Origin of the sequence: Streptomyces sp. NBC_00377, from assembly GCF_036075115.1 — a bacterium.
Classification (GTDB): domain Bacteria; phylum Actinomycetota; class Actinomycetes; order Streptomycetales; family Streptomycetaceae; genus Streptomyces.
The window spans coordinates 7,434,979-7,458,861 of record NZ_CP107958.1 but is presented as its reverse complement, the minus strand read 5'-3'; the positions used below and the strand labels follow the sequence as shown (position 1 = coordinate 7,458,861).

22 protein-coding genes and 6 tRNA genes are annotated in these 23,883 nt (G+C 73.0%); 10 read left to right on the top strand and 18 right to left on the bottom strand.

What is annotated here, in order from left to right:
* Window positions 1–99: 99 nt before the first annotated feature.
* Window positions 100–171 (bottom strand) — tRNA-Val (locus OHS71_RS33170).
* A 78-nt stretch (window positions 172–249) separates the two neighbouring features.
* Window positions 250–711: a TIGR02611 family protein gene (locus OHS71_RS33165; protein WP_328483002.1), complete on the bottom strand. Its 462-nt coding sequence runs from the start codon at window positions 709–711 to the stop codon at window positions 250–252.
* Window positions 712–902: 191 nt separating this feature from the next.
* On the opposite strand from OHS71_RS33165, the gene OHS71_RS33160 reads away from it, so the two are divergent.
* Window positions 903–1,316: an SsgA family sporulation/cell division regulator gene (locus tag OHS71_RS33160; protein ID WP_004002642.1), complete on the top strand. Its 414-nt coding sequence runs from the start codon at window positions 903–905 to the stop codon at window positions 1,314–1,316.
* Between the two features lie 284 nt (window positions 1,317–1,600).
* Complete coding sequence (locus OHS71_RS33155; protein WP_328483001.1) at window positions 1,601–2,161, top strand: CGNR zinc finger domain-containing protein; 561 nt, start codon at window positions 1,601–1,603, stop codon at window positions 2,159–2,161.
* A gap of 170 nt (window positions 2,162–2,331) precedes the next feature.
* Here the strand turns inward: OHS71_RS33155 and OHS71_RS33150 are convergent, their stop codons facing one another.
* A complete protein-coding gene (locus OHS71_RS33150; RefSeq protein WP_328484824.1) occupies window positions 2,332–2,598 on the bottom strand; it encodes a hypothetical protein in 267 nt (88 codons plus the stop codon).
* Window positions 2,599–2,770: 172 nt separating this feature from the next.
* Window positions 2,771–3,217, bottom strand: a complete 447-nt coding sequence (locus tag OHS71_RS33145; RefSeq protein WP_328483000.1) for a hypothetical protein — start codon at window positions 3,215–3,217, stop codon at window positions 2,771–2,773.
* Between the two features lie 330 nt (window positions 3,218–3,547).
* On the opposite strand from OHS71_RS33145, the gene OHS71_RS33140 reads away from it, so the two are divergent.
* On the top strand, window positions 3,548–4,126 hold the full coding sequence (locus tag OHS71_RS33140; protein WP_328482999.1) for a DsbA family protein: 579 nt from the start codon (window positions 3,548–3,550) through the stop codon (window positions 4,124–4,126).
* A gap of 22 nt (window positions 4,127–4,148) precedes the next feature.
* On the opposite strand, the gene OHS71_RS33135 is transcribed toward OHS71_RS33140, so the two are convergent.
* The 3 genes from OHS71_RS33135 to OHS71_RS33125 form a co-directional block, all read right to left on the bottom strand.
* Window positions 4,149–4,973: a GNAT family N-acetyltransferase gene (locus OHS71_RS33135; protein ID WP_328482998.1), complete on the bottom strand. Its 825-nt coding sequence runs from the start codon at window positions 4,971–4,973 to the stop codon at window positions 4,149–4,151.
* A 74-nt stretch (window positions 4,974–5,047) separates the two neighbouring features.
* Window positions 5,048–5,869 carry an aminotransferase class IV gene (locus tag OHS71_RS33130; protein ID WP_328482997.1) on the bottom strand — a complete coding sequence of 274 codons (822 nt, stop codon included), beginning with the start codon at window positions 5,867–5,869 and terminating at the stop codon, window positions 5,048–5,050.
* A complete protein-coding gene (locus OHS71_RS33125) occupies window positions 5,866–6,936 on the bottom strand; it encodes a chorismate-binding protein (RefSeq protein WP_328482996.1) in 1,071 nt (356 codons plus the stop codon). Before OHS71_RS33125 ends, OHS71_RS33130 begins: the two co-directional genes overlap by 4 nt.
* A 190-nt stretch (window positions 6,937–7,126) precedes the next feature.
* On the opposite strand from OHS71_RS33125, the gene OHS71_RS33120 reads away from it, so the two are divergent.
* The 5 genes from OHS71_RS33120 to OHS71_RS33100 all read left to right on the top strand — a co-directional run bounded on the left by OHS71_RS33120 (window position 7,127) and on the right by OHS71_RS33100 (window position 7,588).
* A tRNA-Gly gene (locus tag OHS71_RS33120) sits at window positions 7,127–7,199 on the top strand.
* A 38-nt stretch (window positions 7,200–7,237) separates the two neighbouring features.
* Window positions 7,238–7,311, top strand: a tRNA-Cys gene (locus OHS71_RS33115).
* 1 nt (window position 7,312) lies between these two features.
* Window positions 7,313–7,384 (top strand) — tRNA-Val (locus OHS71_RS33110).
* Between the two features lie 26 nt (window positions 7,385–7,410).
* A tRNA-Val gene (locus OHS71_RS33105) sits at window positions 7,411–7,482 on the top strand.
* Window positions 7,483–7,516: 34 nt separating this feature from the next.
* Window positions 7,517–7,588 (top strand) — tRNA-Val (locus OHS71_RS33100).
* A gap of 56 nt (window positions 7,589–7,644) precedes the next feature.
* Here the strand turns inward: OHS71_RS33100 and OHS71_RS33095 are convergent.
* The 3 genes from OHS71_RS33095 to OHS71_RS33085 all read right to left on the bottom strand — a co-directional run bounded on the left by OHS71_RS33095 (window position 7,645) and on the right by OHS71_RS33085 (window position 9,366).
* Entirely contained in the window at window positions 7,645–7,950 is a 306-nt protein-coding gene (locus OHS71_RS33095) for a TFIIB-type zinc ribbon-containing protein (RefSeq protein ID WP_328482995.1), read from the bottom strand.
* Window positions 7,951–8,031: 81 nt separating this feature from the next.
* Window positions 8,032–8,967 carry a phosphotransferase family protein gene (locus tag OHS71_RS33090; protein ID WP_328482994.1) on the bottom strand — a complete coding sequence of 312 codons (936 nt, stop codon included), beginning with the start codon at window positions 8,965–8,967 and terminating at the stop codon, window positions 8,032–8,034.
* Between the two features lie 204 nt (window positions 8,968–9,171).
* The gene (locus OHS71_RS33085) at window positions 9,172–9,366 is read right to left on the bottom strand and encodes a hypothetical protein (protein WP_328482993.1); all 195 of its coding nucleotides are present in this window, start codon (window positions 9,364–9,366) and stop codon (window positions 9,172–9,174) included.
* A 610-nt stretch (window positions 9,367–9,976) separates the two neighbouring features.
* Between OHS71_RS33085 and OHS71_RS33080 the strand changes: the two genes are divergently transcribed.
* Window positions 9,977–11,341: a serine/threonine-protein kinase gene (locus OHS71_RS33080; protein ID WP_328484721.1), complete on the top strand. Its 1,365-nt coding sequence runs from the start codon at window positions 9,977–9,979 to the stop codon at window positions 11,339–11,341.
* Window positions 11,342–11,379: 38 nt separating this feature from the next.
* Here the strand turns inward: OHS71_RS33080 and OHS71_RS33075 are convergent, their stop codons facing one another.
* Complete coding sequence (locus OHS71_RS33075) at window positions 11,380–12,132, bottom strand: anti-sigma factor (protein ID WP_328482992.1); 753 nt, start codon at window positions 12,130–12,132, stop codon at window positions 11,380–11,382.
* Window positions 12,129–12,695: an ECF RNA polymerase sigma factor SigK gene (gene sigK / locus OHS71_RS33070; RefSeq protein WP_328482991.1), complete on the bottom strand. Its 567-nt coding sequence runs from the start codon at window positions 12,693–12,695 to the stop codon at window positions 12,129–12,131. The genes OHS71_RS33075 and sigK overlap by 4 nt, the downstream gene beginning before the upstream one ends.
* A gap of 359 nt (window positions 12,696–13,054) precedes the next feature.
* Between sigK and OHS71_RS33065 the strand changes: the two genes are divergently transcribed.
* Window positions 13,055–13,393, top strand: coding sequence for a hypothetical protein (locus OHS71_RS33065; RefSeq protein WP_328482990.1), 339 nt, complete (start codon window positions 13,055–13,057; stop codon window positions 13,391–13,393).
* 72 nt (window positions 13,394–13,465) lie between these two features.
* On the opposite strand, the gene OHS71_RS33060 is transcribed toward OHS71_RS33065, so the two are convergent.
* The 6 genes from OHS71_RS33060 to OHS71_RS33035 form a co-directional block, all read right to left on the bottom strand.
* The gene (locus tag OHS71_RS33060) at window positions 13,466–14,320 is read right to left on the bottom strand and encodes a TrmH family RNA methyltransferase (protein WP_328482989.1); all 855 of its coding nucleotides are present in this window, start codon (window positions 14,318–14,320) and stop codon (window positions 13,466–13,468) included.
* A 63-nt stretch (window positions 14,321–14,383) separates the two neighbouring features.
* On the bottom strand, window positions 14,384–15,616 hold the full coding sequence (gene cobA, locus OHS71_RS33055; protein WP_328482988.1) for a uroporphyrinogen-III C-methyltransferase: 1,233 nt from the start codon (window positions 15,614–15,616) through the stop codon (window positions 14,384–14,386).
* Between the two features lie 148 nt (window positions 15,617–15,764).
* On the bottom strand, window positions 15,765–20,327 hold the full coding sequence (gene cobT, locus OHS71_RS33050) for a nicotinate-nucleotide--dimethylbenzimidazole phosphoribosyltransferase (protein WP_328482987.1): 4,563 nt from the start codon (window positions 20,325–20,327) through the stop codon (window positions 15,765–15,767).
* Between the two features lie 546 nt (window positions 20,328–20,873).
* A complete protein-coding gene (gene cbiE, locus OHS71_RS33045; RefSeq protein ID WP_328482986.1) occupies window positions 20,874–22,097 on the bottom strand; it encodes a precorrin-6y C5,15-methyltransferase (decarboxylating) subunit CbiE in 1,224 nt (407 codons plus the stop codon).
* Window positions 22,098–22,193: 96 nt separating this feature from the next.
* A complete protein-coding gene (locus OHS71_RS33040) occupies window positions 22,194–22,832 on the bottom strand; it encodes a GNAT family N-acetyltransferase (RefSeq protein ID WP_328482985.1) in 639 nt (212 codons plus the stop codon).
* Window positions 22,833–23,000: 168 nt separating this feature from the next.
* Window positions 23,001–23,828 (bottom strand): MetQ/NlpA family ABC transporter substrate-binding protein, encoded by an 828-nt coding sequence (locus OHS71_RS33035; RefSeq protein ID WP_328482984.1) that lies wholly within the window; start codon window positions 23,826–23,828, stop codon window positions 23,001–23,003.
* Window positions 23,829–23,883 lie beyond the last annotated feature (55 nt).

The following is a 23,883-nucleotide window of genomic DNA, read 5'->3' as shown; positions in this document are numbered from 1 at the left end:
AGCAGAGCCGGGGGCGAAGTGTTCTTGACGCCGGGGGGCGACTGCCGCGTGAACGACGTCGGCCCGTCTGCGTTCTCGCAGACGGGCCGACGTTCCGGGTGGGCGATACTGGGTTCGAACCAGTGACCTCTTCGGTGTGAACGAAGCGCTCTCCCACTGAGCTAATCGCCCGGACGCAGGAAGAACATTACCCCATGTCAGGGTGCGGCCGTGACCACGGCCGGCCCTCCCCCGCACCGCAGCGGCGGATCACTGATCCTTGATCTTCCAGGGCATCTCGAAGCCGAACTTCCACACGTAGACACCCACGAGTGCGGAGATGATCACGAGGCCGATCACGGTCAGAGTGATGTTGCGGCGGCGGACCTTCGGGTCCAGCGCCCGCTGGGCCGCCTCGGTGACCTTGCGTTTGGTCCAGCGGAGCGCCAGCTGCGCCCAGACGAACTCGGTCGCCCAGATCGCCATGCCGCCGAAGATGACGACCCAGCCGGGACCGGGCAGCGGCAGCATGATGATGCCGGCGACCACGACGGCGAGGCCGATCACGAAGACCCCGACCTGCCAGCTCAGGTGCAGCATGCGGCGCGCCTTGACGAATTCGGGCGCCCTTGAGCCGAGTCCCTGCCCGGGATGGCCGTCCCCGTCCTCGCCCGTTTCCGACCTGTCCGCCGCCATGACCGCCTCGCCCGGCTCGTCACTCCCCGTGTTCATACAGCCTGACCCTACCCGAGAGAATCCGGTCACCGGAATGGTGGTACGGGGCGTACACGGTGTCGGCCGGAAGAGTTACGTAAACGCACGCAAAACACTCAGAGGGGTTTACAACGCCACCGTAGGTGGCATGTCGATTTCGCCGACGTGCGAATCCCCGAGCGCACACTGAGCGAAAGGCCCTGGCGCTTATGAACACCACGGTCAGCTGCGAGCTGCACCTGCGCCTCGTTGTGTCGAGCGAGTCATCCCTGCCTGTCCCCGCAGGCCTGCGGTACGACACGGCCGACCCCTACGCCGTGCACGCCACCTTCCACACCGGTGCCGAGGAGACCGTCGAGTGGGTGTTCGCCCGCGACCTGCTCGCCGAGGGCCTGCACCGGCCCACGGGCACCGGCGACGTCCGTGTCTGGCCGTCGCGCAGTCACGGTCAGGGCGTCGTCTGCATCGCCCTGAGCTCTCCCGAGGGCGAAGCCCTGCTCGAGGCCCCTGCGCGGGCCCTGGAGTCCTTCCTGAAGCGGACGGACGCGGCCGTGCCCCCGGGCACGGAACACCGGCACTTCGATCTCGATCAGGAGCTCTCGCACATCCTGGCGGAGAGCTAGGGCGAGGCTCACACCGAGCTGCCCGGCGCCGTCCACTCGGGGAGACGGCTCGGGCCAGGACAACCGAATAGGGCATGCGCCGACGCCGCGCCACGGGCTGCCGTGGGGCGGCGTCGGCGTGCGTGCGGTCCGTGCGCGCAGGTGCGGGCAGGTCTCCCCGGGCCCCCGGCGTCCGGCGCCCGGGCAATCCGGTCCGCGAGCGGCCCTCACCCGGCGGCCCGGTGCGGCTACCATCGGCCAGCATCGGCGGGCGCCCGCCCGACCCCCAGGCCAGGGAGCGAAATGTGCTGATCACCCACGACACCCGGTGCGCGCTCGATGCCGTCGTGGAACTGGTGAACACCGCACCGGAGGACGACCTGACTCCGGACGCGCTACCGGATGTCGCCGCTCTCGCTGATTTCGTACGAAAGCACGAGATCAGCGATGTCGGTGTGCTGTCCGAGTTCGATCTGTCCGCGGTGCGCAGGGTCCGTGGCCGGTTCGCCGGCATCTTCGCCGCCCCGGAGCCGCGGACCGCCGCCGCGGCGATCAACGAGCTCGTCGCAGCCGCGGGCACCACGCCACGCCTCACGGATCACGACGGCTACGACTGGCACGTGCACTATTTCGCGCCCGGCGCCTCGGTCGCCGACCATCTCGCGGCCGACTGCGGCATGGCGCTGGCGTTCTTCGTGGTGGCCGGGGAGCAGGAGCGGCTTCGGCGCTGCGAGGCCCCGGACTGCCGGCGCGCCTTCGTCGACCTCTCCCGCAACCGGTCCCGCCGGTACTGCGACAGCCGCACCTGCGGCAACCGCCTTCATGTGGCCGCCTACCGGGCGCGCCGCAAGGAGGCGGCGGGCTGAGTCCGGCCGCGCCGAGCAGAACAGGTTCCGGGTTCCGGGTTCCGGGTTCCGGGTTCCGGGTTCCGGGTTCCGGGTTCCGGGTTCCGGGTTCCGGGTTCCGGGTTCCGGACAGAACGATCCTCGATGCCGACGCGGCCCCGGCGGGTGGCGCCGGGGACCGCGGGTACGGCTCAGAGCAGCAGCAGATCATGCAGCGAAGCCATGAGCAGCAGACACCCGATCACCGCAAGAAAGATCATCAGCGGTGGCTGGGAAAGGGCGAAGAGGCACCCGCGCGGCTCGTCCTGCGGCGGCGCGGCGTCGCTCTGTGTCGTGTCCAGCATCTCGCGGGTGATGATGACGCAGCGGACGCCTCCGACGCGATCACCCGCGCGGTTTGAGCGGGAGTTCGCCGGAATCCGTGACACCGCTTTCAGGCGGTGATCACTTCCGCGCACGGACAGGCCGACTGTGTCGTTTCAACCGCCGGTCACGGGGGCGGGTCGGCGATCAGGGCTCGGCGATCACTGTCGTGGTGAAGGCGCGCGCCGGCCGCTGCCGGCTCGGCCCCCGCGCGTGCGCCCCTTCCCAGAGCCGTGTGTCGGGCCCCGGGGCTTCGAGCAGCGCGTTTCATATACCGTGCTTCTTCAGGATGGCCTCGATGTCGCTGAAGTCGTCGGAAGCGCCGGTCGCCCGGGGTGCGGGCGCGGGACGGGCCGCCGGACGAGAGGCCTGGCCCAGGGAGGGCGCGGACGCGGCGGGGGCCACTGCCCCGGCCTGCGCGGCTCGGGCCGCCGCCCTGCGCTCCTTGCGGGTGCCACCACGGCGGCGCTCCACGGCGCGGGTGGTGGCGAACAGTGCCCAGGCCCCGCCGAGCACGACGAAGCCCGCCCACGCCGTCGGACTGAAGGCGGTGTCGGCGATCCAGTCGACGATGCCGGTCATCACGAGGCCCAGCGGCACCAGGGCGTAGGCGGCGATGCGGGCGGCCGCCAGGAAACGCTTGCGGTAGGCCGTGACCACCGCGAGGCCCAGGCCTGCCGCGGCCACGGCGGAACAGACCGTCTCGGCAATCATCCGGTCCTCCAGGCGTCGACTCACTCGGACAGATGTCACATCGACGCGGCACCGGGTCCGACGGGCCCGCGCTTCGTCCCTTCCATCCTGCACCTGCGCACCGCTCGCGGGCCATGCTCCGGCCGGACATCAGGGACATCTCCGGGTCCGCTCCTCCGCAGGTGCCGTACGGACCGTGCCGCAAGGACCGTCCGGACCGGGCCCATGACCCCGGTCCGGACGCGGGCTCCACGCCCACCCGGTCGATGTTCCGGACGCGGGCTCCCGGTCCGTCCGGTCGGCCGGTGGTCCGGATTGGGGCGGCCGGGCCCGGACTGGGAGACTGGTGCCATGAGCGACTCGTCCCCGACCTCCTCCGCCGCCCCGGCGCCGGACTCCGCACCCGCGCCCGCGCCCGGTACGGCGGCCCCCCGTCCCGCCGTCGTCCTCGACGTCTGGTGCGAGCTCCAGTGCCCGGACTGCCGAGGTGCGCTCGACGACCTGCGCGCCCTGCGCGAGCGGTACGGGGACCGGCTGGACGTACGGCTGCGGCACTTCCCGCTGGAGAAGCACAAGCACGCCTTCGCCGCCGCCCAGGCCGCCGAGGAAGCCCTGGAACAGGGACAGGGATGGCCGTACGTCGAGGCGGTGCTGGGCCGGGTCGAGGAGCTGGGCCGTGCGGGAGAACCGTTCCTGGTCGAGACCGCCGCGGAACTCGGTCTCGACGCCGAGGAGTTCGACACCGCCCTGATCGACGGTCGGCACATCCTGATCGTGGACGCCGACCAGGCCGAGGGGAAGGCGATCGGCGTCACCGGCACCCCGACCTACGTCATCGGCGGCGAGCGTCTCGACGGCGGCAAGAGCCAGGAGGGGTTGCGCGAACGCATCGAGGAGATCGCCGACCGGCTGCTGGCCGACCAGGCGTGAGGCGGGCTCCGCGCCGGCCGGCTCAGAGCAGGTTCTTGTACATCGAGTAGTGCACGGGCCGGTATCCGAGCGAGTCGTACAGCCGCTCGGCCGGGGTGTTGCCGGTGAAGACGTTGAGGCCGAGAACGCGTTTGCCCGCCGCGATCGCCTGGCTCTCGGCCAGCAGCATCAGTGAGCGCCCGTGGCCCCGGCCGCGGAAAGCCTCGTCGGCCTCGACGTCGTACACGAACGCCTTGTCGGCGGTGAACGCCACCCAGAGGATGCCGACCCGGGCGCCCTCGTGCTCCAGGACGCTGAGCAGTATGTTCTGCGTCGCCAGGCCCTGCGGCAGCAGGCTTTCGTTGTCGTGGCGCGACTTGGCCCACGCCTCGTCCTCGGGCACCCCGCGTTCGCTCCAGTCCCGGGCGTACTCCGCGAGGCCGCGCTCGTACCAGGGCGCGTACTCGGCCTGTGTCATCGGCCTGCCCCGGCTTCCCTCGGGCAGTCGGGGGGCGGTGGCGCCGAGGGGCTTCTCCATGCCGCGGTTGCGGTGGACGTAGCCGAGGGCCGTCGCCAGCCGCAGGGCTGCCTCCGCGTCGGCGGGCACCCTGACGTCGATCCGCTTGCAGCCCCAGCCCCGCGCCACCTCCTCGGCGGCCAGCGCGGCCACCGTCCCCCGGCCCCGCCCGCGGTCCGGTTCCTCGATGCGCAGTCCTTCGATCTGGGCGACGCCGGGCCCGAAAGCCAGGGACGTCGAGAGGTGGACCGCTCCGACGGGACGGCTGTTCACGCACACCCGGTAGTGGCGTGACAGTGCCCCGTCGGCGGCGTGCTGAAGCGGCTCGGTCGGCCGCAGGGTCGTGGTCATCAGGGGCTTTCTACCCACCTCGGGGAGCCGCGTCAGCCCATTTTCCCGGCCTTCGGGATCCGGGGGCCGGGATCCTACGGGTCGAGGTCGTCGCCGGCCCGCTCGGCGAAGATCCGCATCGCCTTGGCGGTCACCGGGCCGGGCGTGCCCGGAAGTTCGCGGCCGTCGACGCGGTGGACGGCCTGGACGTCGCGCAGGGTGGAGGTGAGGAAGACCTCCTCGGCACGCTCCAGCACGTCCAGCGGCAGGTCGCTCTCCCTGGCTCCGGTCCACTCGACGGTCAGTTCGCGGGTGATGCCCGCGAGGCAGCCGGAGGCGAGCGGCGGGGTGTGGATCTCGCCGTCCAGGACGACGAACACGTTGGAGCCGGTGCCCTCGCAGAGCTGCCCGACGGTGTTGGCGAACAGCGCCTCGGTCGCGTCCTGTTGGTGGGCTCGGGCCAGGGCGACGACGTTCTCGGCGTAGGAGGTCGTCTTCAGGCCGGTGAGCGCGCCGCGCTCGTTGCGGGTCCAGGGGACCGTGATGACGGCCGTGGAGTCGGCGCGCCGGGCGGTCGAGCCGAGGGCGACGACGAGGGTGGGGCCCTGGTCTCCGCGGTCGGAGCCGAGGGGGCCGTGGCCGCCGGTGTAGGTGATGCGCAGCCTGCCGAGCGGCACCGGGTTGGCCTCGACGACGGCGGCGCAGGCGCGGCGGACCTCGTCGTGGTCGGGGTCCGGCAGGCCGAGACCGCGCGCGGAGCGGGTCAGCCGGTCGAGATGGCGGGTCAGCGCGAACGTCGTGCCGTCCACCGTCTTCACGGTCTCGAAGATGCCGTCGCCCACGGTCAGTCCGTGGTCGAAGACGGAGACGCGGGCGGTTTCGCTGTCCTTCAGCCCGCCGTCGAGCCAGATCTTCACGTCAGTCCCTCTCCCTCGGCCTCGTCCGTTCCCGTGGCCTCGTACGCTCCCGACGCTATCGCGAGCAGCCGGGACGCCTTCAGTTCGGTCTCCGCCCACTCGGCCTCGGGGTCCGAACCCCAGGTGATGCCCGCGCCGGTGCCGAAGCGCAGCACGGCGGAGCCGCCGCGGGCCCGGTCGATCCAGAAGGTCCGGATGCCGACGGCCAGCTCGCCCGTGCCGCGGTCGGCGTCGACCCAGCCGATACCACCGCAGTAGGGGCCGCGGGGCGCCGTCTCCAGCGCGTCGATGATCCGCAGGGCGCTGGACTTGGGGGCGCCGGTGACCGAGCCGGGCGGGAAGGCGGCGTCGAGCAGTTCCGGCCAGCCGACGCCGTCACGCAGCTCGCCGCGGACCGTGGACACGAGGTGGACCAGACCCGGGTGCTTCTCGACGGCGCACAGGTCGGGGACGGTCACGCTGCCCGTGGCGCAGACCTGCCCCAGGTCGTTGCGGACGAGGTCCACGATCATCACGTTCTCGGCGTAGTCCTTCTCGAGGAGATCCGCCTCGGTGCGCCCGGTGCCCTTGATGGGCCCGGACTCGACGACCCGGCCGTCCCGGCGCAGGAAGAGTTCGGGCGACGCGGTGGCTGTCTCTATGCCGTGCGCCGGGAGACGAATCGTTCCTGCATAGGGCGCCGGGTTGCCCAGAGCCAGCAGGGCCGTCAGTGCGTCCACATCGGCGCCGGGCGACACCGGCGCGGTCAGGACACGGCAGAGGTTGGCCTGGTACACCCGGCCGGCCGCGATGTGCTCACGGATGCGGCGGACGCCCGCCGTGTACGCGGCGCGGTCGAGGGACGACGTCCAGTCACCGGCCGAGGGTCCTCGCCATGCCCCGGGCACGGGGGCGGGCACGGCCTCCTCGCGTACGTCGGCGAAGCGCGCGCAGACCGGACGGCCCTCGAAGTCGGCGCAGACGGCCCAGAACCCGGCGCCGTCGAGGGCCGCGGGATCGCTGGTCACGTCGAGGAGGCCGGTGGCGACACGGGTGCCGAAACGGGCGAGGGGCGGGAGGTCGAGCACGTGGTCGAGTGTAGGGCGGCACACCCGTGACGCGGTCCGGGCATGTCCCGCATTGTCCCGGCCAGGGGCCCTGACCAGGCCCGCGCGTGGACACAGCGCAGCACGCTGCACAAACGCGTTTTTGTACTGGCCCGGGAATCCGCTAGAGTTCAACACGTCGCCGGGACGCGTGAGCCGACCGAACCGACAGGCGGACGTAGCTCAGTTGGTAGAGCGCAACCTTGCCAAGGTTGAGGTCGCGAGTTCGAGCCTCGTCGTCCGCTCGAAGGAACAAGGGGTCTTCCCGGTCCCCTACACTCCTGGTGGAGTGGCCGAGAGGCGAGGCAACGGCCTGCAAAGCCGTCTACACGGGTTCAAATCCCGTCTCCACCTCCAAGGACGATTAGCTCAGCGGGAGAGCGCTTCCCTGACACGGAAGAGGTCACTGGTTCAATCCCAGTATCGTCCACTGGATCTCTTCGAAGATCCGTACCCGCGCGATTAGCTCAGCGGGAGAGCGCTTCCCTGACACGGAAGAGGTCACTGGTTCAATCCCAGTATCGCGCACGCAGCGCCCACGCCCTTCGGGCCGTGGCCCCGAGGACGATTAGCTCAGCGGGAGAGCGCTTCCCTGACACGGAAGAGGTCACTGGTTCAATCCCAGTATCGTCCACACACCGAGAGCCCCCGGCCGCCTTAGCGGTCGGGGGCTTCTTGTCGTCTGCCGGCTCAGCTGGAGAACAGCATGTGGCCGAAGCTCTTGTGGCGGTGATGGCCGCCGTAGTGACCACCACCGTGACCACCGCCGTGACCGCCCCCGTGCGGGGCGCCCCAGGCGGGAGCGGCCGGGGCCGGGTACGCCTGCGGGGCACCCGGGGGCGGCGGCGCCGGCTGGGACCACTGGGACTCGACGCGGGTCAGCGCCTCCAGCTCGCCGTAGTCGAGGAAGATCCCACGGCAGTTGCTGCACTGTTCGATCTGGACACCGTTGCGGTTGTACGTGTGCATCTGAGCGTGACACTTCGGGCACTGCATGGTTCGGCTCAACTCCTCGCCGGTCGGTCCTGTTTCGCCTGCCGCCAGGACAGACACTGTCCGGCCGCGGTCGGTTGCACCCTACTTCGCGAAGTCCGCCGTCAACTGCGGGGGGACGGAACCCATTCGCGCGCAGGCGTCGACGAGGCACTGCTCGACCTCGTCCAACGCCCGTTCCTGCGCGACCGACTTGGTGACAGCGCGCGCCGCCGTCTGCACGGTGAGTGCGCGGGCGGGGACGTCGAGGGCCGCCCAGGGGTCACCGTCCTCGGGGACCGCGGGGCCGCCCCCGGCCCGGTAGGCGGCCAGGAACCGGGTCCACTCCTCGGGCGGGAGCAGACCGCAGGCGTACCAGGCGGCGGGCCGGGCGAGGTCCCAGGCCGGGACACCGACGCCGAGATCGTCGACGTCGATCAGGCGCCAGGGGCCGTCGGGGGCCGGGTGGCGGACGAGCTGGCCGAGGTGGAGGTCGCCATGGCAGAGGGTGGTGGTGTCGGGCATGGGGGCTTCGGCGCGGGCCCAGGCCGGGAGCGCGCGCCAGGCGCTCAGGACGGGGGCGACGGCGGGGTGCGCTCCGGCCGCGCGGAGGCGGGCCACGGCGTGGGCGGCCTTGGCGGGGCCGCGCATCCCGGGCAGGGCTGCCGGAGCCGGCGTGCGGTGCAGCCGGGCGAGCAGGATGCCCGCGGCCTCCCAGGGAGCCGTGTCGGGGTCGTCCGGATCGACCGGAGTGCCGTACGGCCAGAAAGTGACGAGGCGGCCGTGGAGCGACGTCGCGGTCGGGGTGAGCGGCGGCAGGAGGATGCCGGGGAGGCGCGCGGCCAGGGCGAGGCGCGGCGCGAGACCGGTGGCGTCGGTTCCGGGAGCGTGGGCCTTCGCCACGGTGTCCGCGTGCCGGACGACGGTGGCGTCGGGGCGGTCGGCGAGGACGGCCGCGCCGCAGGGACAGGCCGTCGTGCCCTCGTGGGCCAGGGCCCCGGCCGTGAGGGTGAGCTCGGTGAGCAGGGGGTGCGCGGTCACGGGGCTCCCTGGGCGGCGGCGGGCGGGTCTCCTCGCGAGGGTACGCAGCCGGGGCCGTCGAAGCCGTGCGGCGGGGAAAAGCAATGCAGGCGCAGCTCCCCAGCTGCGCCTGCATTATTTGCCGTCCGCCGCACCCCCGTCCCCACGGGGTTTCATGGGTGGATGTCCCCGCCCGGACCGCTCTTCCGGGCCTGGGGTCGCCGCTCAGCGCCCCAGCATCACTCCCACGGACGACGCCTGTGTGGCCACTGTCTCCCAGCCGTCGAAGACCACGAGGAGCAGGACCGCCAGAGGAAGGGCCATCAGTGTCGCCACCAGGGGGTGGCGGCGGCCCGTGCGACGAGGACGCGTACCGCGTCCCGTTGTGCGGATCATCGTCCGCGGTGCCGTAAGGGCCATGGTCCCTCTCCTGACCTGATCAGTTGTCGTTGGCAGCGGCGGGTGTCTGACCTCGGGGGACGAGTGCTGCACCCGCCGCTTGACTTCAAATCTAGGCGGGTGGCCGCCTTCGCACGTCATGCCCTCGTACCGATTGCCGGGCCTCCCGGAGGATGAGCCATGACCTGCGGAGTACTCCCCTGGGTGGAGACGTGGGCGCGGGTCTGAGGGTCTTCCCGGAGGGGCTGTCCGGTCCGGTCCGGTTTTCCCGCACCGGACCGGGGTCCGGGGCCGGCCCGGGCGTGACTTCACTCACTCCACCGCCCTGCGCCCGGCCCCCGTCGCCGCTCGGCGACGTGCCCGGCCGGCCATCGGCTCATGGGTGCGCGTCGTGCCGCCGGCATCGGCGCGGCTCTCGGCCCGGTCACCCGAGGCGGGCCCAACCCACCTCCCGGGAGAGGTGGTTGAGCCTTTCGGAAGGCCAAGGCGGGCCTGCCCGCAGGCTTCCTGACCACCCTTCAAGTCCGTCAGAGGGCCCGGACAATCGATCGGTACGAGAGGGCGCGGCCTCTGCGCGCGAACGGCCGTGGAAACGTAAGCTGTGCCACGTCACACGGACCGGGCAGCGGGGATGAACATGGCGATGATGCGCCTGAGGCGCGAGGACCCGCGCGTCGTCGGCTCGTTCAGGCTTCACCGACGGCTCGGCGCGGGCGGTATGGGCGTCGTCTATCTGGGCTCCGACAAGAAGGGCCAGCGGGTCGCGCTCAAGGTGATCCGGCCCGATCTGGCGGAGGACCAGGAGTTCCGGTCGCGGTTCGCGCGCGAGGTGTCCGCCGCCCGCCGGATCCGGGGCGGATGCACGGCGCGGCTGGTCGCGGCGGATCTGGACGCCGACCGGCCCTGGTTCGCCACCCAGTACGTGCCCGGCCCCTCCCTCCACGACAAGGTCAACGACGAGGGGCCGCTCGGGGCCGCCGAACTGGCCTCGATCGGGGCCGCGCTGTCGGAGGGGCTCGTCGCCGTCCACGAGGCCGGGGTCGTGCACCGCGACCTGAAGCCCTCGAACATCCTGCTCTCCCCCAAAGGCCCGCGGATCATCGACTTCGGGATCGCCTGGGCGACGGGCGCCTCCACCCTGACGCACGTGGGTACGGCGGTCGGCTCTCCCGGGTTCCTCGCGCCGGAGCAGGTGCGCGGGGCCCTGGTCACCCCGGCCACGGACGTGTTCTCGCTCGGCGCCACGCTCGCCTACGCCTCCACCGCCGACTCCCCCTTCGGGCACGGCAGTTCCGAGGTGATGCTGTACCGCGTGGTGCACGAGGAGCCGCAGCTGCACGGCGTACCGGACGCGCTGGCCCCGCTGGTGCGGGCCTGTCTGGCGAAGGATCCCGAGGAACGGCCCAGCACCCTCGATCTCTCACTGCGTCTGAAGGAGATCGCGACCCGGGAGGCCCAAGGGCTGGCGGACGCGCGCCCCCCGGCGCCGCGGGCGGCCGAGGCGGACCGTCCCACGGGCCGGCTCTCCGACCCCGGCCACCCCGAGCGCACGCTGCGCCACCAGTCCGGGCCCGGCACTCCACCGCCGAGGGGCGGGGCGCCTTCCTCGCGCGGTCCGGTTCCTCCGCGGGGCGCTGCGCCGGCTCGCGGCAGCGGCACCGCACGCGCCGGGGGCGCCTCGTCGTCACGATCCGGGACCCGGCCTGCTCCCGCCTCGCGCAACACCCGTTCCGGTGGCGGCGGCCGGCCGGTGTCCCGCGGCGGGGCCGGGCGTCCGGGGCCGAGGGCCACGGGGTCCGGACGGCGGCCCGCCAACCCGCGGCTGCTGCGCCAGCGGCTGTTCGTGTTCGTCGTCGTGACCCTGCTCGTCGCGCTCGGCATCGCCGTCGTCCAGGGCTGCGAGGGTCCCGCGCGCGGGCTCGGCGGCCCGGACGGCGTCGTACGGCATGAGCAGCAGTACCCGCGGCCGCAGCCGGGCGACCCGCTCGGGGACTGACCCGGGACAGCGCCTGCGGGCGCCGCGCAGGACGCCGGTCAGGCCGCGATGGGGATGATGCCGAGGGGCCGGGTGGTGGGCTGGGGTGAGCCGCCGGCCGGTTCGACCGTTATCCCCACGGCGACGGCCCCGGCGGGGGCGCCCTTCAGGACCCGGGAGTCGTTCGCCGTGCCGCCGGTCAGCAAGCCCGCCGGGCGGAGACCGCCCGCCTCGGCCGCGTACCAGAGCTCGTAGACCTTGCCGCCGGTCAGCACGGGCAGGTCATGGGCGGCGAAGACCGCGTGTTCCCGGGCGCGGGAGACGACCACGGCCGCGGGCGTCCCGTCGGTGAGCCTCGCGGTGTGGACGGTGGCGTCGGAGGCGGTGAGGACCTCGGTGATCACGGCGCTCGCGGTGGCGGCCCGCTGCTCGGCACGCGCCGCCCGGGTCCGCGCGTCGTCGGCCTCGGTGTGCTGGTGGACCGCGACTCCGCCGAGTGCCGCGGCGGCCGCGATGCTCACGGCGAGCGCGCAGCGCAGCAGCCGCTGTCCGGGGGCGCGCGGGCGCTGCGGCGCCCGGTCCTGACGGGTGCGGGCGACGGTGTCGAGGGTGCGGGCGCGTGCCTGCGAGGTGACCGGGACGCTCCGCGCCGAGCCCCCGAGGCGAGCGGTGGTCTCCAGGAGGTGCGCGGCCTCCCGGCGGCACGCGTCGCAACCGGCGAGATGGTTCTCGAACGCGGTCTCCTCCGTGGGCGACAGGGCGTGCAGGACATACGCGCCGACGGCCTGGTGAGGGTCTTCCCCGGGGGTCATGTGCCGGTCTCCAGACAGGCCCGCAGTCGCCGCAGGCCCGCGCGCATGCGGGACTTCACCGTGCCTTCGGGGGTGGAGAGAGCGTGCGCGACCTCGAGGCAGGTCAGCCCCTGGTAGTAGGCGAGGATCAGCGGCACCCGCTCCTTGCGGGACAGCGAGGTGAGACAGCGGTGGAGCCGCCGCTGCTCGTCATGGTCCTCGACGGTCTCGGCCACCTCGTCGAAGGGCCGCTCCGGCTCGAGGACACCCGTACGCTGCTCGCGTTCCGCGCCCGCCTGGGCGGAGCGGACCCGGTCCACCGCCCGCCGATGCGCCACGGTGAGCACCCATGCCTTCGCCGTTCCCCGCTCCGGGCGGTAGCGGTCCGCCGTGCGCCAGACCTCGATCATGACCTCCTGGGTCACCTCCTCCGCCTGGGCGACATCCCGCAGGATCCGGCAGGCCAGTCCCATCACGCTGCCGGACAGCGCGTCGTACACGCCGGTGAAGGCGTCCTGGTCGCCACCGGCCACACGAGCCAGCAGACCCTCCACCCGGGCATGCGGATCGAAGCTGTGCGGCACTGACCGCTCCCTCACGACTCGTCCGGGACCGCTTTCGTCTCGCGGGGAATTCGTAGCCGCAGGGCACGCGGATGCCTCGGTGGTGCACACGGAAAGCCGCAGGTTGTCACCCGGGCGGGCGAGCGGCGCCCGGCGTGTTCCGGCACGGTCGGTCACAGCCCCGGAAAGGGCCTCGACGATTTTTTCCGGCTCTCCGGTCATCCGTGCGGCCGTCGGGTCCGAATCCCCCGCGTCCGGCACAGCGAGACGGGAGACGGTCCCCCTTCCGTACGTCGGCGCGCGACCGGCGCGACCGGGGCGGGGAAGGGCGTCACCTCGTCGAACGTGCTCTTCGCTGATCTTCGAGGGAGATGTGTCCGATGACCGCTTTCCTGAGAGCCCGGCGTCTGGTGGCCGGCGCCGCCGCGACGGGCCTGCTGGCCGGAGGGGCCGTGCTCGGTATGTCCGGCGCGGCGACCGCCGCTCCCGCTCCCGCGTCCGCCGCGAGTGTGGTGACCGGCCACGACGGCCACTGCCACTGGGTGAAGGGGCACTGGGAGAAGAAGTGGGTGAAGGGCCACTGGGAGAAGAAGCGGGTCGATCACAAGATCTGGCACCACGGCCACTGGGAGCACCACTACTCCTACAAGTGGGTCCACGTGCCCGGCCACTGGGAGAACCACTGGGTCAAGGGGCACTGGGAGTGCCACCACCGCTGACCGCCGAGGCCGCGGGGCGAGGGCCGCACGCGCGCCCCGCGGCCCTCACCGGCTCCGCCCCGGGCACGTCGCTCAGGCGGGCCTCGGCCTGGTCGCGTAGAACGCCACGGCGGAAGCGGCCGCCACGTTGAGGGAGTCGATCCCGGCGGACATGGGGATGCGCACCCATTCGTCCGCGGCCCGCAGCGCGTACGTGGACAGCCCGTGCCCCTCGGACCCGAGCATGATGGCGCACCGGTCGAAGCGCTCAGGGTGCAGCTTGTCGAGGGGGGTCGCCTTCTCGTCCGGGGTCATGGCGAGGATGTCGTACCCGGCGTCGCGCACGACGTCGAGTCCCGCAGGCCATGCCTCGAAACGGGCGTAGGGGACCGAGAAGACGGCGCCCATCGACACCTTGATCGCCCGTCGGTAGAGGGGGTCCGCGCAGTCCGGTGACAGCAGGATCGCCTTGATGCCGAGCGCGGCGGCACTGCGGAAGGCCGCACCGAGATTCGCGTGATCGACGAATCCCTCGAAGATCGCGACGCGCTCGCCCGCGCCGTCCTGGGGGTCCCCGAGGACGACGGGCCGGCGGGCGGTCACGAGGAGTTCGGCGGCGTCCGGCAGCGGCTTGCGCTGCATCGAGGCCAGCGCGCCCCGGTGGACGTGGTAGCCGGTGACCCGCTCGGCGAGCTCCGGGCTGACGGCGTAGACCGGTGCCGGGAGCTCGTCGATGACGTCGCGCATGACGTCGACCCATTTGGCGGAGAGCAGCATCGAGCGCATCTCGTACCCGGCGTCCTTGGCCCGGCGGATGACCTTCTCGCCCTCGGCGATGAACAGGCCCTCGGCGGGCTCGCGCTTGCGGCGCAGCTCGACGTCGGTCAGGCCGGTGTAGTCGCGCAGGCGCGGGTCGTCGGGGTCCTCAACGGTGATGAGATCGGCCACAGGGTGATACTGCCTTGTCCTGGGTGTGGTGCCAACGGCTCGGAACGGTTGTGTTACCGGCGGTTACTCGGAGGTCCGCGAGCCGACGGCGACGACCGCGCCGACGACGATCACCGCCGGGGGCCTGACCTCCTGGACGCGGACCTCCTCGGCGACCGTCGCGAGGGTCGCGTCGACCCGGCGCTGGGCGGCCGTCGTGCCCTCCTGGACGAGGGCGACCGGGGTGTCGGGCGACTTGCCGTGCGCGACGAGCGTCTCGGCGATCTTCCCGATCTTGTCGACGCCCATGAGGATCACCAGCGTGCCGGTCAGCTTCGCCAGGGAGGGCCAGTCGACCAGGGAACGCTCGTCGTCGGGGGCGACATGCCCGCTGACCACCGTGAACTCGTGGGCGACGCCCCGGTGGGTGACCGGGATGCCCGCCGCGCCCGGCACCGAGATCGAGCTGGAGATGCCCGGCACGACCGTGCAGGCGATACCCGCCTCGGCGAGGGCCTGGAGCTCCTCCATCCCGCGGCCGAAGACATACGGATCGCCGCCCTTGAGGCGGACGACCGACTTGCCCTGCTTGGCATGCTCGATCAGCGCGTTGTTGATGGCCTCCTGCGCCATGTACCGGCCGTAGGGGATCTTCGCCGCGTCGATCACCTCGACATGCGGGGGGAGTTCGGCCAGCAGGTCGCGCGGGCCGAGTCGGTCGGCGATGACGACGTCCGCCTCGGCGAGGAGACGGCGCCCGCGGACCGTGATCAGATCCGGGTCGCCGGGACCGCCGCCGACCAGCGCGACCCCGGGAGTGCGGGTGCGGTGGTGCGGGGCGACGAGCGTGCCGTCGCGCAGGCCCTCGACGACCGCGTCGCGGATGGCCGCGGTGTGGCGTGGGTCGCGGCCGCGGGCGTCGGTGGTGAGCACGGCCACCGTCACCCCTTCGCTGTGGCCGGTCGCCGGGGTCCAGGCGGTGGCCCGGTCGGCGTCGTCGGAGCGGACGCACCAGACGCGGTGCGCCTCGGCCTCCGCGGAGGCCCGGCCGTTCGCCTCGGCGTCACTCGTGGCGATGAGTGCGTACCAGGCCTCGGCGAGGTCGCCGTCGGCGTACGGGCGCCTCGACCAGGTGATCTCGCCCGTGTCGGCCATCGCTTCCACCGAGGGCGTCGCCTCGGGGGACACGAGGTGGACGTCGGCGCCTGCCGCGATCAGCGCGGGCAGCCGACGCTGGGCGACCTGGCCGCCGCCGAGGACGACGACCCGGCGGCCGGCGAGGCGAAGACCTACGGGGTAGGCGGGGTGTTCGGCCATGAGGGTGCGGCTCCTCGTACGGGCAGAGAGCAGGAGGTGGGCGCTGCGGCTCTGGAGCGGCCCTGACGTGCGCATTTTAGAGGTGGATTCAGCATGGGGCGGGGCCGGGGGCAGCACAAGCGCGTGCCCGCCGGCCCCCGAGCGGGCCCTACTTCTCGGTCACACCCGCCGAATCGAACGTGGCCACCTCGTGCATGGCGCGGGCCGTGCTCTGCACCAGCGGCAGGGCGAGCAGGGCGCCCGTTCCCTCGCCGAGGCGGAGGTCGAGGTCGACCAGGGGTCGCAGGCCCAGCTTGTTCAGAGCGGCCACATGGCCGGGTTCGGCGCTGCGGTGGCCCGCGATGCAGGCCGCGAGGACCTCGGGTGCGATGGCGCGGGCGACCAGGGCGGCGGCGCCGGCACTGACGCCGTCCAGGATCACCGGCGTACGCAGGGAGGCGCCGCCGAGGAGCAGGCCGACCATGGCCGCGTGTTCGAAGCCGCCGATCGCCGCCAGGACGCCGATGGGGTCGGCCGGGTCCGGCTGGTGGACCTCCAGGGCGCGGCGCACGACCTCGGTCTTACGGGCGAGCGTCTCGTCGTTGATCCCGGTGCCGCGGCCGGTGACCTCGGCCGGGTCCGCGCCCGTGAAGACCGAGATGAGGGCGGCGGACGCCGTGGTGTTCGCGATGCCCATCTCGCCCGTGAGCAGGGCCTTGTTGCCGGCGGCGACCAGGTCGCGGGCGGTCTCGATGCCGACCTCGATGGCCTGCTTGGCCTCCTCGCGGGTCATCGCGGGGCCGGTGGTCATGTCGGACGTGCCCGCGCGGATCTTGCGCGGCAGGAGACCGGGGGTCGAGGGGAGGTCGGCGGCGACGCCCACGTCCACCACGCACACCTCGGCGCCCACCTGGGTGGCGAAGGCGTTGCAGACCGCTCCCCCGCCGAGGAAGTTGGCGACCATCTGGGCCGTCACCTCCTGCGGCCACGGGGTCACCCCCTGCGCGTGCACGCCGTGGTCGCCGGCGAAGATCGCGACGGCCGCGGGCTCCGGGATCGGCGGCGGGCACTGGCGGGACAGGCCGGACAACTGCGCCGAGATGATCTCCAGCATGCCGAGCGCCCCGGCGGGCTTCGTCATGCGCTTCTGGCGCTCCCAGGCCTCGCCGAGCGCCTTGGCGTCGAGCGGGCGGACACTGGCGACGGTCTCGGCGAGCAGGTCGTGCGGGTCCTCGCCGGGCAGCGCGCGACGGCCGTACGTCTCCTCGTGGACGACCCAGGACAGCGGACGGCGCTTGGCCCAGCCGGCCTGCATCAGCTCGGGCTCGTCCGGGAACTCGTCGACGTAGCCGACACAGAGGTAGGCGACCACTTCGAGGTGCTCGGGCAGGCCCAGGGCGCGGACCATCTCCCGCTCGTCGAAGAAGCTGACCCAGCCGACGCCGAGGCCCTCGGCGCGGGCGGCGAGCCACAGGTTCTCGACCGCGAGCGCGGACGAGTACGGAGCCATCTGGGGCTGGGTGTGGCGGCCGAGGGTGTGCCGCCCGCCGCGGGTCGGGTCGGCGGTGACGACGATGTTCACCGGGGTGTCGAGGATGGCCTCGATCTTCAGTTCCTTGAACTGCTTCGCGCGGCCCTTCGGCAGCGACTTCGCGTACGCGTCACGCTGACGGGTCGCCAGCTCGTGCATCGCGCGCCGGGTGTCGGCGGAACGGATGACGACGAAGTCCCACGGCTGCGAGTGGCCGACGGAGGGCGCGGTGTGCGCGGCCTCCAGGACGCGCAGCAGCACCTCGTGCGGAATCGGGTCGGCGCGGAAGCCGTTGCGGATGTCCCGGCGCTCGCGCATCACCTTCAGCACGGCCTCGCGCTCGGCGTCGTCGTACGCGGGCGCGGCGGGGCCGGTGGACTCCTGGACCTCTTCCACTGCGGCCGGGCTCTCTTCCTGGTCGGCGGCCCTGGTCTCCAGGTCCTCCGGACTCTGTGCGACGTCGGGGTCGATGTCGGTCTCGTGCTCCGTGTCCGGGATCGCCGGGGCGGGAGCGGGGTCGGCGCCGCGGGGGGCGGGGACCGTGACGGTGGACGGCGCGGCGTCCCCCTCGACGGCCTGCGGCTGCTCCGCCGCCGTGCCGGGAACCTGCTCGTCTGCGGGAATCACCTGGGGGTGCGGCGGGGTCGGGGCGAGGTGCGGAGTGGAGGGTACCGTGCCCTCGACCTGCACGAACCGGCCCAGCGACCGGCTCGACGCGTGGTCGGCGCCGGGCTGCTGCTCCGCCCGGTGCGCCGGCTCCGGGAGGTCGTTCCGGTCGGCGTGGCCGGCGCGGCCCGGCTCGACCCCGTGGTCCGCCTGCGCCGAGGGGACGGCGGTGGAGAGGAGTTCCACGCCGGGTGCCTCGGCGGGCGGCGCGGGAACGGCCACCGGGGCCTCGACGGGCTGCGGGTGCGCGGGCACCTGCTGCGGGACGGCCGAGGCGTCCACGGGGACTGCCGTGGGCGCAGCGGGCGCGGGCGCCTCGGCGGGTGACTCGGAGGCCGGTGACTGCGCTGTCGGCGGCTCCGGCTGAGGAGTCGGCTCGGGCTGAGGAGTCGGCTCCGGCTGAGGAGTCGGCTCCGGCTGAGGAGTCGGCTCCGGCCCTGACTCCGGGTCCAGGTCCGGGTCCGGGTCCGGGTCCGGGTCCGGGTCCGCAAGGGATACGGCGGGGGCGGGCTGCGGAACTTCGGTGAGGTCTGAGGCCTCGGGTGCGGCCGTCTCCGCTTCGGGATCGGGCTGGGGTTCGGGTTCGGGGTGCGGAACCGTCTCCGAAGGCGCCGGGGCATCCGCGATGCGGGATGCGGCGTCCGCGATGTGGCTGACGGGGGTGGCGAGCTCGTCCGAGTCCTCCACCGCCGGCGCCGGCTGCGCCTGCGACGGCGGCCCGGACACCGACTCCGCCTGCGGCTCCGACTCCGCCGGCCGCTCGGACCGCGTTGCCGACTCGACGTCAGAGGTCGGCTGCCCGAGCTGCTCCGGTCCGGATTCCACCGACCGGACGGACTCGGGGTCGGCCGGCTGGGCGGTCGGCTCGACGGGGGCGGCCTCGACGGGGGCCACGGAGGCACCGACGACCTGAACGGCCTCGGCATCGGCCTCGGCATCGGCATCGGAGCCGGGCGTCGGCGCGGAGACCTCTGCGGACTCCGGTGCGAAAGGCGCTCCGGGCGCGCCTGCCTCAGGCGCGGAGGCGGCCGGCTCCCGCACGGGCGCCGCCGGTTCGGACACGCCGGGGGTCGCCGCCACCGCGGGCTCGTGAGCCTGAGCGGCTCCGGGCGCGGGGGTGGGATCGGGTGCGAGCCCGGGGACCTCCGCCGAATGGGACGCGGAGGTGGGTTCAGCGGCGGGGACCGTGTCCGCGGCGGGTGCCTCAGGGCCCTGGGCCGGCGTGTCGCCGTGGGGCTGCTGGAACCCCTGGAGCTCCGACTGCTGAAGCTCCGCGTGCCGGGACTCCGGCTGCTGTGGTTCTTCGGCCGGGCTCGCCTGGGCGGCCTCGGCCGCCTGGGCGACGGCCGCGTCCACGAAGTACGTCCGGGGAACCTGCGAGGGCTCTGCCACCTCGGCGGTGTCCGCAGTGCCGGCCGGCTCCGCCACCTCGGCCGCGACCGGCTCGCTCGGCAGGGTGTCCTCGGCGGCGCCGTCGTGCTGCTCCGTGTACGCGGATCCGGCGTCCTGTGCCGCTTCAGGCATCTGCGCCGCTTCCACCGGCGGTTCGACGACCGGCGCGGCGCCCGCCTCAGCGCTCTCTTCGACGCTCTCTTCGGCGTGCTCTCCGTGGCTCTCGTCGCCGCCGGAGAAGGCAACGCCGGCCGCGTCCTGTGCGGGCTCCGCGCCCTCGGCGGCGGAAGCCTGCTCCGCCTCCGCCATCATCGCGGCGCCGAGCAACTCCCCAGGGTCGACGACCCCGTAGGCCGAGGCGGCCTGCTGACGCGCCGGCGCCCCGCCGTCAGGTCCCGTGGCGTGGCCGGCGGCCTCGGTCTCCCGTGCATCCGGCGCGCCCTCGGTCTCCGGGGCCTCCTCAGCCGCCTGGGCTTCCTGCGGGGCGGTCGCGGCGATCGCCTCGGTCGCGACCCGGGCCACGACGGCCTGGGCGACGCCGGCCGGCTCGGGCGGCTGCGGTGCGGCGACGGGCGCCGGAACAACCGTTTCAGCGGCCGTCACCCCGTGCGCGACCGGCGCCTGGGCGGTCACCTGGGCCGTGGCCTGCGCGGCGCCCCAGGGGGCCGCGCCCTGCGGAGGCATATCCCGCAGGTGCGGGGCGTCGAGGTACTCGGGGCCGGACGCGGTCGGACCGGCCTGTCGTACCGGCGCGCCCGCGGGACCCCGGTCGGCGAGTGAGCGGACCGGACTGGCGGAGGTGTCGGGGATCGGCGGACCGAGGTGCAGCGGACGGCGCGGGGCCGACTGCGGCGCCGACGGGCCGGGCAGACGGACGCCGCTGAGGTCGACCGAACCGCTGTCACGGCCGCCCGTCTCGTGCGGGCCCGGCTCGTGCACCGCCTCGACCACCGGCTCCGGGGGAGGTGGCGCCACCTCGTTGCCCCATGCGCTCTGGGCGCCCGGCAGCAGCAACAGGTCTTCGTCCTCGGCGGTGGTCTCGGAGAGGTAGGTGTACGCACCGTGCGCGGGGGCGCCCGGCTGTTCCACCATGCCTGCGTTCTCCGGCAGTCCCTCGCCCGGAACCTGGCCGGTGTCGGTCATGCGTACCCCTCGCCCATCGGTTAGTGCTTCTACGACCAGCTCACCCGGAGCGGCGCACCGACCGCCCCCAGTGAAGAACGAGCGTCCGTGCCCAGCGGCACGAACGACCCGCCCGAAATAGCGACAAAGCCATTCAGTGGCATTGTCCCGGTCGTAGTCGCGTCGCGACAGCTTGATCCGCGACGCCCCGCTGTGGACTGCGCCACGTTGCGCGCCCTCCGGTTCTGCCGTACCACACCCACCCCAAAAGGGATGCGTTTTCAGGACATTGACCGACGAAGTGCCGGGCGAACGAAAGCGGTACGACGATCGGCCAGCCTACCGCGCGCGGTACGACAAAGGGATCACGGGTTGGGCGCGGGGGGTCACGATCGACGGTCGGAAAGCGTCGCGATCGATACTCGGAAAGACCAGGCCGTGGCCCGGTCTTGGGGCCGGCGAACGGCCCGGCCGGGTCGCCCGGGCCCTCGTCGCACCCCGGGCCCTCGCCGCTCCCCGGGAGGGACCGCCGCTCCCGCGTCGGTGGTCGGCCGGTCGTCCGTCACCTCAGCGGGGTGAGGCGCTCCGCACGATCTCTCCGGTGAGGAGGAACGCGACACTGCGTTCCCGCTCCGTCCAGGCCCGCGTGTCCAGTTCGACGGACTGGATGAGGGAGCACGCGACGCGGTAGCCGTGTTCGGACAGGTCGCGGCCCACGAGTTCGGCGGCGTCGCGGGTCCCGGCATGGGTGACGATGCGCTGCGGGCGGCGGTCGGTGACCGCGGAGACCACGGCCGCTCCCCCGCCGCCGATCCGGACGACGTCCGGTTCGGGCAGGTTCTCCAGGACGTGCGGGGCGGTGCCGTGGACGATCTGGAGCTGGACGCCGTGGCGGCGCGCGGAGCTGTCGGTGCGGGCGCACGCCTCGATGTCCCGGTCGACGGCGATGACGGCGGCACCGGCCCGCGCCGCCTCGGTCGCGAAGGCGCCGCTGCCGCAGCCGATGTCCCAGACGAGGTCGCCGACGCGTGGACCCAGCCGGGCGAGTTGTGCGGCGCGCAGCAGCTCCGCCTCTCCCTCGCCCAGTCCGCCGCCGTACTCCTCGGCGGGCAGGGCCCAGCCGCGCGGGCCGGCGCTCGGGTCGCGGCCGGCGAACCAGCCGCTGTCCCCGGAGACGGCCGGTCCGGTGGGGCCACCGATGACGATGACGACGTTGGGGTCGCGCCAGGTGTGGTCGGCGGCCTTGTCGGAGGTGAGGACGCTGACCTGTTCGCGGGTGGTGCCGAGTTCCTCGCAGACGACGAACGTGCGGTGCACACCTTCCATGAGCAGGCCGAGCTCGGCGGGGCCTGCGCCCGGGGAGGTGAGAACGGCGACCTTGGTGTGGGCACGGCACACGTTCACCGCGCGGCGCAGGGTGCGCCGGTGTGCGACGACCACGTGGGCGTCGTCCCAGGGCATGCCCGCCCGGGCGAAGGCGGCGGCGACGGCGGAGACGGCCGGGACGACCTCGACCTCCAGGCCGAACTCGGGGGCGCGCAGGGTCCGTACGACGCCGAAGAAGCCGGGGTCGCCGTCGGCCAGGACGACGGCGCTGCCGCGGTGGCCGGCGATCCGGCGGGCGGCGAGGGAGACACTGCCGAGCCGGACGCGTTCCGCCGCGGGCGGCACCTCGGGCAGCGCCAGATGGTGAGGGGCGCCGGCCACCAGCGTGGCGGCTCCCAGGGCCGAGCGGGCCGCTGCGGTCAGCGGCGAGCCGTCCCAGCCGATCACCGTGACGCGGTCGGCCATCGTCGTCAGTCTCCCCCGGGGTTCACGCAGGCAGCGGGCTTCGTGAGGGTACCTGGTCGGTGGGTCACGGCAACGGTGGTGGCACGCGCGCGGCGGTCAGTTCCAGTCGGCGTACGACGTGAAACCGCCGCTTTCCGCGAAGTGCTCCCCGGCGCCCTCCAGGTCCTCCGGGAGGAGGCTCCACACGATGTAGTCGGTGCGCACCTCGGTCCAGGCGCCGTCCTCGGTGCGGGCGCGCGCTATGCAGGCACCCCGCAGCACGCCCTCGCTGATACAGCCGATCTTCTGCGCGACCTGCTGGGAGGCGGTGTTGTCGGCGGCCGTGCGCAGCTCGATGCGCTCCAACTTCTGCTCGTTGAGCAGCCATTGGGCGGTGGCCAGCGCCGCCTCGGAGGCGTAGCCCTCGCCGCGCGCCCAGGGCGCGATGATGTACGACAGTTCGGTGGAGCGGACGTGCCAGTCGGTCTTGGCGAGTTGGACGACGCCCACCAGACGCTGGGTGAGGAACTCGGTGACGGCGAGGTCCAGGCCGCGGCCCGCGGTGCGTTCGGCGGGCGCGTACTCGGTGATCCAGCGGCGGGCGGCGGCCTCGCTGTAGGGCTGGGGCGCGGCGGTCCAGGCCCCGACCTGCTCGTCGTTCATCATGTCGGCCAGGGCGGGCACGTCGTCCTCGTCGAGGGGACGCAGCACCAACCGCTCCGTGCTGATGGAGATGGTGGGGAAGGTGCTTGCCATGCGCCGCTCCGTAACCTTCGATACTTCGGGGTGTGACCTGCCGGCCCGTCAGGGCCCGCTGAACTGCCCAGCATGCAGCATGTGAGCCGGAACCACACCACGGGGGCCACACCGGGTGACGGTGCGGACCCCGTGCGCGGTCACCGGTTTCCCGGTCGGCGGGTGGGTTCAGAACGAGGCGATGACGGAACCGGCGTACTTGTCCTGGATGAACTTCTTGACCTCGGCGGAGGTGAGGAGAGCGGCGAGCTTCTTCACCCGCGGGTCGTTCTCGTCGCCGTCCTTGACGGCGAGGAAGTTGCCGTACGGGTTGTCCTTGGCGGACTCCAGGACGAGGGCGTCCGACGCGGGCTCGAGGTCGGCCTCGATGGCGTAGTTGCCGTTGATGACGGCGGCGTCCACGTCGTCCAGGGAGCGCGGCGTCTGGGCCGCCTCCAGCTCCTTGAACTGGAGCTTCTTCGGGTTGTCGGTGATGTCCGCGGGGGTGGCCGCGTTGCCCACGCCGTCCTTGAGCGTGATGAGCTTGTTCGCGGCGAGCAGCTTGAGGGCGCGGGCCTCGTTGACGCTGTCGTTCGGGACGGCGATCGTCGCGCCGCTCTTGAGGGCGTCGGCGCTCTTGGCCTTGTGGGAGTAGAGGCCGAGCGGCTCCAGGTGGACGGTGACGACGGGCACGATGTGGGTGCCGTTCTTCTTGTTGAAGTCGTCGAGGTACGGCTGGTTCTGGAAGTAGTTGGCACCCACCGAGCCGTCCTCCGTCGCCGTGTTCGGCGTGACGTAGTCGGTGAATTCCTTGACCTCGAGGTCGAGTCCCGCCTTCTTCGCCAGGTTGTCCTTGACGAAGTCCAGGATCTCGGCGTGCGGGGTCGGGCTCGCGGCGACGACCAGCGGGCCGCTGGTGTCGGAGGCGGAGTTCTTGTCCGAGCCGCAGGCGGTGAGTCCGAGGGTGAGGGCTCCGGCGGCGAGGGCGGCAGTGGTGACCTTGGCGGTGTTACGCACGAAAAGTGCCTTTCCTGAGGGGTGTTGCGGCCCCGCGTGGGGTGTGCGGGGAGTC

Excerpts from the sequence above, each read along its gene's own strand:
- cobA (WP_328482988.1), bottom strand. The coding sequence starts at position 15,616 with ATGGCCGAACACCCCGCCTACCCCGTAGGTCTTCGCCTCGCCGGCCGC.
- OHS71_RS33085 (WP_328482993.1), bottom strand. The coding sequence starts at position 9,366 with ATGGCCCTTACGGCACCGCGGACGATGATCCGCACAACGGGACGCGGT.
- OHS71_RS33095 (WP_328482995.1), bottom strand. The coding sequence starts at position 7,950 with ATGCAGTGCCCGAAGTGTCACGCTCAGATGCACACGTACAACCGCAAC.
- OHS71_RS33165 (WP_328483002.1), bottom strand. The coding sequence starts at position 711 with ATGAACACGGGGAGTGACGAGCCGGGCGAGGCGGTCATGGCGGCGGAC.
- OHS71_RS33140 (WP_328482999.1), top strand. The coding sequence starts at position 3,548 with ATGAGCGACTCGTCCCCGACCTCCTCCGCCGCCCCGGCGCCGGACTCC.
- cbiE (WP_328482986.1), bottom strand. The coding sequence starts at position 22,097 with ATGGCCGACCGCGTCACGGTGATCGGCTGGGACGGCTCGCCGCTGACC.
- OHS71_RS33040 (WP_328482985.1), bottom strand. The coding sequence starts at position 22,832 with ATGGCAAGCACCTTCCCCACCATCTCCATCAGCACGGAGCGGTTGGTG.
- OHS71_RS33145 (WP_328483000.1), bottom strand. The coding sequence starts at position 3,217 with ATGATTGCCGAGACGGTCTGTTCCGCCGTGGCCGCGGCAGGCCTGGGC.
- cobT (WP_328482987.1), bottom strand. The coding sequence starts at position 20,327 with ATGACCGACACCGGCCAGGTTCCGGGCGAGGGACTGCCGGAGAACGCA.
- OHS71_RS33080 (WP_328484721.1), top strand. The coding sequence starts at position 9,977 with ATGAACATGGCGATGATGCGCCTGAGGCGCGAGGACCCGCGCGTCGTC.
- OHS71_RS33065 (WP_328482990.1), top strand. The coding sequence starts at position 13,055 with ATGACCGCTTTCCTGAGAGCCCGGCGTCTGGTGGCCGGCGCCGCCGCG.
- OHS71_RS33160 (WP_004002642.1), top strand. The coding sequence starts at position 903 with ATGAACACCACGGTCAGCTGCGAGCTGCACCTGCGCCTCGTTGTGTCG.
- OHS71_RS33135 (WP_328482998.1), bottom strand. The coding sequence starts at position 4,973 with ATGACCACGACCCTGCGGCCGACCGAGCCGCTTCAGCACGCCGCCGAC.
- OHS71_RS33075 (WP_328482992.1), bottom strand. The coding sequence starts at position 12,132 with ATGACCCCCGGGGAAGACCCTCACCAGGCCGTCGGCGCGTATGTCCTG.